We start from the raw sequence: 2,243 nt of genomic DNA on the forward strand, positions 1-2,243 counted from the left end.
TCCTTACTCGCTTGCGCTCTCTCAAAAGAAAAACGACGTCGTTTTTCGTCCATGCCCTCGCGCATGGACAGGACGGGATTGTCCCGTCCTGTCTACGTTCTATCGTCCCTTTACAAAACACCTTGTGCCTTCAAACTGACGTATTCTTCTCCGGCACCGACGATGATGTGGTCGAGGAGCTGGATGCCGACGATGCGTCCGACCTCGACGAGCCGTTCGGTCACCTCGATGTCTTCCCGTGATGGATGCGGGTCACCGCTCGGATGCTGGTGGCTGACGATGAGCGATGTCGCATTGTTGAGGATGGCGGACTTGAAAATTTCTCTAGGGTGGACGACGCTCGAGTTGATGCTACCAACGTGTGCCCGATGGACGGCAATGACGCGGTTCTTCGTATTGAGCAGGATGACAAGGAACACTTCACGGTCATCGTCCTGGATAAAACGTCTCGCGACACAGAACGCGTCCTCGGGAGATGTGATATGCGTCGTCTCGAGCGCGACATCCGGCTTGCGGTCCCCTTCCATCAGACAGAGCGGGACCGCTCTGTTCCGTGCTTTTAAAATGATCATTTATCGCATTAGCTATTCCAAATAGGATGACTAAAATGAATTCTTCCTTACTCGTCGATCCCGAGTAGTCTGTGAGCGGACCGTTCCAGCATTTGAAATATCTGATCTCGCTACCGACAAAAAGTAATGTATAAAAAAGAGACAAATCCCAAATTTTTAGGATTAGTCTCTTTTGGTTTCGAAGACATGTTGCTAAAAAGCTATTGATCCATTACATATCTGATTCAAGCTGTACAACGACATGGCTCAAATCTGATACATCTTCCTTTTCATTAAATAGTGCAATCGCCTGCTCATGTGTCATATAGTTTTCGACCGATCTGTCCATCAATACTTGAGCTAATAGTTCCGCGTATGAATCTAGTTCGTCTTCATCGTTCGAATCTTGAACACGTCCACGCAATTCACCGACCAATCCTTTAACGTCTTCACCTCTTGTCGACCACATGCGATAAGCCATAAGTCGTTCGTCCTCATCATTCCCTGCGATAGCTTCTCGAATTTCATCCATCGAAGGATAGTCGGCAAATACATCTTCATGTGTTAATTCACCTCCGCCTTCAACTTGATCATTTCGACGAACGAGATGATCGAGTAGTTGGTCGAAGCTCTCTGCTACGAAGTGTGTTGTCTCATCCGAAATGTCCAAACACCAAATATGTGGTTCGTCAGGGGTGTCATCGAAATCGAAGTACCAAAGGTAACTGCCTTGACCCTCGCCGAACAGTATCAATTTTCCAGTTAATCCCCACTCAGCCAACATGTGCATGCCATCCTCAAATTCCTCCACCGTCAAGGGTTTAAAACGATTTAAAGGTAGATGAAGACCATCTTCTTCGTCAGACCATGTATTTTCGAAATCAACATTCACTGAATCGAATACAAGATCCCCACCGTTTTGTTCTTCTAACTTTTCGATATATTTTTTAGGAAGGCGTGCGCCTAATTCTTTTTCGATTTGTTTCACGTTTTCTTTATTTAGTGATAATGCAATCTCATCTTCTAACAACTCATCCCAAAAATTCATCAAAGCACCTCTTTCACTACATTTGTATATTTATATACTCATTCATACTATACGCTATATTTTTTAAAAATTGGGATGATTTAGAATCCAATGCCGACGAGACATCACTGTAAAGACAAAAACAGAACGGTATATGGTCCCTTTCCATCAAACAAAGTGGTTCACGATCTGTCCCCCTGCTCTTGAGGTAATCAATTACATCAGCCTTCAGAAATAAGACAGCAGAAATGAAGGACTAGCGTTATAATGAAGGACGCAATGACAGATTAATCAAAAAGGAGTACACCTATGAAGATTTTTTACATAACGATTCCTCTTGTCGTACTACTGATGGCAGGATGTACAGATACGGAGACGATCTCACCTCCACCAGATGAGACAAAGCAAGTAACGCAACAGGACGACACGACTACACAAAAGACCGACACAAAAGAGGATTCCGATCAACAATCAGAAAATACAACTGATACGAGTACAGTCACGCAATCAAAGGATACGAATCCATCAACGGAATCAAAAACGCCAACTGCAAAAGATTCTTTCACAGGATATAAGAAGATTTTAGTAGGTGGTGGAGATTTGTCCGGTAATCGCCAGGCGAACGTCGTCGTCGACATCGGATTCGGTGACCGGAAGTACTGGGC

At 44.4% G+C, this 2,243-nt stretch carries 2 protein-coding genes and 1 pseudogene; 1 reads left to right on the top strand and 2 read right to left on the bottom strand.

The window, feature by feature from the left end:
• Positions 1 to 110: 110 nt before the first annotated feature.
• Together F8N00_RS17645 and F8N00_RS17650 are read right to left on the bottom strand one after the other, a co-directional pair.
• Positions 111 to 527 (bottom strand): JAB domain-containing protein, encoded by a 417-nt coding sequence (locus F8N00_RS17645; protein ID WP_421018707.1) that lies wholly within the window; start codon positions 525 to 527, stop codon positions 111 to 113.
• A 256-nt stretch (positions 528 to 783) separates the two neighbouring features.
• Positions 784 to 1,599, bottom strand: coding sequence for an SMI1/KNR4 family protein (locus tag F8N00_RS17650; RefSeq protein WP_421018706.1), 816 nt, complete (start codon positions 1,597 to 1,599; stop codon positions 784 to 786).
• 288 nt (positions 1,600 to 1,887) lie between these two features.
• On the opposite strand from F8N00_RS17650, the pseudogene F8N00_RS17655 reads away from it, so the two are divergent.
• A pseudogene (locus F8N00_RS17655) lies at positions 1,888 to 2,243 on the top strand (hypothetical protein); the annotation flags it as partial.

This window comes from Exiguobacterium sp. A1_3_1, assembly GCF_048985645.1.
GTDB classification, from domain to species: Bacteria; Bacillota; Bacilli; order Exiguobacteriales; family Exiguobacteriaceae; genus Exiguobacterium_A; species Exiguobacterium_A indicum.

What these genes read in the sequence shown, in the direction of transcription:
- F8N00_RS17650 (WP_421018706.1), bottom strand. Translation starts at nt 1,599, where the DNA reads ATGAATTTTTGGGATGAGTTGTTAGAAGATGAGATTGCATTATCACTA.
- F8N00_RS17645 (WP_421018707.1), bottom strand. Translation starts at nt 527, where the DNA reads ATGGAAGGGGACCGCAAGCCGGATGTCGCGCTCGAGACGACGCATATC.